Here is a 3,572-nt window from a genome sequence, read left to right as displayed (position 1 = left end):
CAGCCCAGCAAGGCGGCGAGCATCTGGCCGGTCTGGTTGCAGTCGTCGTCGATCGCCTGCTTGCCGAGGATGACCAGAGTCGGGCCTTCCTTGTCGACGAGCGCCTTGAGCACCTTGGCGACGGCCAGCGGCTGCGTCTCGGCGTCGGTCTGGACCAGGATGCCGCGGTCGGCGCCCATGGCGAGGCCGGTGCGCAGCGTCTCCTGCGCCGCCATCGGGCCGACGGTGACCACGATGACCTCGGTCGCCTTGCCGGCTTCCTTGAGGCGGACGGCCTCTTCGACGGCGATCTCGTCGAAGGGGTTCATGCTCATCTTCACGTTGGCGGTCTCAACGCCGGAGCCGTCCGCCTTGACGCGGATCTTGACGTTGTAATCGACCACCCGCTTGACCGGGACGAGGATCTTCATGGGTTTAATCCTAGACTGGCGGAACCGCGCTCAGGCGCGCAGGATCTTGCCGGGATTCATGATGTTGTGCGGATCGAAGGCGCGCTTCAGCGTCGCCATCATGTCCAACTCGACCGGGGACTTGTAGCGCGGCATCTCGTCGATGCGCAGCCGTCCGATGCCGTGCTCGGCGGAGATGGAACCGCCAAGCTCGACGACGATGTCGTGGACGATGGCGTTGACCGTCGCCAGCTTCGCCTTCCATTCGGCCGGGTCGCCGCCCTCCGCCTGGATCGGGTTGAAATGGATGTTGCCGTCGCCGAGATGGCCGAAGGCGAAGGGGCGGATGCCCGGGCATTCCCGCTCCAGCGCCGCGTTGGCGCGGTCGAGGAAGCGCGCCACGCGGGAAATCGGCACCGACACGTCGTGCTTGAAGGACACGCCCTCGCGCTTCTGGCCTTCCGGGATGCCCTCGCGGATGCGCCACAGCGAATCGGCCTGGGCCTTGGAGGCGGCCACGACGCCGTCCAGCACCTCGCCGGCCTCCATTCCGGCCTCCAGGATGCCTTCCAGCATCTCCATCAGGCGGTTGCCGCCGTCCTGGTCGGCCAGCTCGACCAGCACGTACCAGGGATAGCGGTCGCGCAGCGGGTCGGGCACGTCCGGCACGTGGCGGCGGGCCACGTCGATGCAGTCGCGCTGGATCAGCTCGAAGGTGATGATGCGGTCGCCGGCGACACCCTTGGCGCGGGTCAGCAGATCGACGGCGTCGCTGGGAGCCGACACGGCGACCAGCGCCGTGGCGGTGGCGCGCGGCAGCGGCGACAGCTTCAGCACCGCGGCGGTGACGATGCCCAGCGTGCCCTCCGACCCGATGAATATCTGCTTCATGTCGTAGCCGGCGTTGTCCTTGCGCAGCCCGCGCAGCCCGTCCCAGATCCGCCCGTCGGGCAGCACCACCTCCAGCCCGGCGACGAGGTTGCGCATGTTGCCGTAGCGCACGACCTGCACGCCGCCGGCGTTGGTGGCGATGTTGCCGCCGATCTGGCAGGAGCCCTCGGCGGCGAGGCTCATCGGGAACAGCCGGCCGATGTCGCGCGCCGCGTTCTGGATGTTGGCGAGGATGCAGCCGGCCTCCACCGTCATCGTGTCGTTGTCGATGTCGATCTCGCGGATGCGGTTCAGCCGGTTGGTCGAGAGGACGATCTCCGTCCCGTCGGCGTGCGGCTGGCTGGCCCCGGTCAGGCCGGTGTTGCCGCCCTGGGGCACGATGGGGGTGCGTGTCTCGGCGCAGATGCGCACCACCGCGGCCAGCGCCTCGGTGCTGTCGGGCAGAACCACGGCGGGCGAACGGCCGACCCAGCCGTCGCGCCAGGATTCCATGAAGGGCTGCATGGTGCCGGGATCGGTGATCAGCCCGCGGTCGCCGACGATGGCGTGGATGGGGGCGAGCACGGCCGTCGCGAAGTCCGGCCGCCCGGTGGTCGGGGTGTGGTTGGACCCCGAAATGTCTTTGGACAAGGAGGCTCTCCCTGGGCTTCGGTTCCGCGTCACAGCGCGCGATAGGCCGTCTTGATGATGGTGTAGAACTCGATGGCGGAGCGCCCCTGCTCGCGCGGGCCGTAGCTCGACATCTTCCGGCCGCCGAAGGGCACGTGGTAGTCGACGCCGGCCGTCGGCAGGTTCAGCATGGTCATGCCGGCCTGGATGTTGGCCTGGAAGTGGCGGGCGTGCTTCATCGAGTTGGTGATGATGCCCGACGACAGGCCGTAGTCGGTGTCGTTGGCCACCGCCAGGGCCTCCTCGTAATCCTTGACGCGGATGACGCTGGCGACCGGGCCGAACACCTCCTCCCGGTTGATGGTCATGGCGTTGCTGGTCTCGGTGAACAGGGTCGGGGCGAGGAACCAGCCGCGCGTCGGTCGGTCCAGCCGCCCGCCGCCGGACGCCAACTGCGCGCCTTCCTTCAGGCCGGTGTCGATGTATTGCAGATTCTTGGTGAGCTGGAACTCGTCGATGACCGGGCCGATCTGCGTCTCCGGCTGCAGGGCGTGGCCGACGCGCAGCGCCGCCATCCGCTCCGTCATCGCGGCGACGAAGGCGTCGTGGATCGAATCCTCGACGATGAAGCGGCCGGTGGCGGTGCAGCGCTGGCCGGCGTGGAAATAGGCGCTGTTGACGCCGATCTCGGCGGCGCGCTCCGGGTCGGCGTCGCCCAGCACGACCAACGGGTTCTGGCCGCCCAGCTCCAGCTGGACGCGGATCATGCGCTCCGCGCAGCGCACGGCGATGCGCCGTCCGGTGTTGACCGAGCCGGTGAAGGACACGGCGTCCACCGCGTCGACCACGGCGGCGCCGACGTTGGGGCCGGCGCCGATCACCAGATTGAACAGCGCCGCGGGCATGCCGTGGGCCTCCAGCGCCTCCGCGATGATACGGGTGACGGCGATGGATATTCCGGGGGTCTTCTCCGACGGCTTCCAGATGACGGCGTTGCCGAAGGCCAGCGCCGGGGCGATCTTCCACATCGGCGTGGCGACCGGGAAGTTCCACGGCGTGACGAGGCCGATGACGCCGACCGGCTCGCGCGTCACGTCGACCTCGACCCCCGGCCGGACCGAGCCCAGCGTCTCGCCCGGCGCGCGCAGCGCCTCGGCGGCGAAGAAGCGGGCGAGGTGGGCGGCGCGGGTGATCTCGCCCAGCGCGTCGGGGATGGTCTTGCCGCCCTCGGTCGCGGCGATGAGGGCCAGCTCGTCCTTGCGGTCGAAGAGCGCGCGGGAGATGGCGTCGAGCACCAGCGAGCGCTGCTCCACCGTGGCGGCGCGCCATTGCGGCTGGGCGGCGCGCGCCGTGGCGACGGCCTCCGCCACGTCGTCGGCGCCGGCCAGCGAGTAGGAACCGGCCAGTTCGTCCAGATTCGACGGGTTGAAGATGTCGAGCCGGTCGCGGCCCGGCCGCCAGGAGCCGGCGATGAAGTTGGTGATGCGATCGGAAGCGGGGGACATGTCGTTTTTTCTCCGGGGAGGTTCTTTGGTGGCGCGGGTCCTGCCCCCACCCCGACCCTCCCCCGCTGGGCGGGGGAGGGAGCCTCAGGCGAAGCGGCGGCAGTCCCCTCCCCCGCCCAGCGGGGGAGGGTCGGGGTCTGTCTCTTATACACATCTGACGCTGCCGACGATTATACGC

At 69.5% G+C, this 3,572-nt stretch carries 3 protein-coding genes; all 3 read right to left on the bottom strand.

Translation table 11 applies throughout. The features are described from left to right. A partial coding sequence (locus tag Q4I23_RS31460; RefSeq protein ID WP_498528822.1) for an electron transfer flavoprotein subunit beta/FixA family protein occupies positions 1-410 on the bottom strand: 410 nt, incomplete at its 3' end. A 30-nt stretch (positions 411-440) separates the two neighbouring features. Continuing rightward, positions 441-1,910, bottom strand: a complete 1,470-nt coding sequence (locus Q4I23_RS31455) for an FAD-binding oxidoreductase (RefSeq protein ID WP_454020807.1) — start codon at positions 1,908-1,910, stop codon at positions 441-443. Positions 1,911-1,939: 29 nt separating this feature from the next. Continuing rightward, the gene (locus tag Q4I23_RS31450) at positions 1,940-3,394 is read right to left on the bottom strand and encodes an aldehyde dehydrogenase family protein (protein WP_498528821.1); all 1,455 of its coding nucleotides are present in this window, start codon (positions 3,392-3,394) and stop codon (positions 1,940-1,942) included. Positions 3,395-3,572 lie beyond the last annotated feature (178 nt).

It is taken from the genome of Azospirillum sp. UFLA03-27, from assembly GCF_059803775.1.
This window is presented reverse-complemented; position numbering and strand designations above follow the sequence as displayed.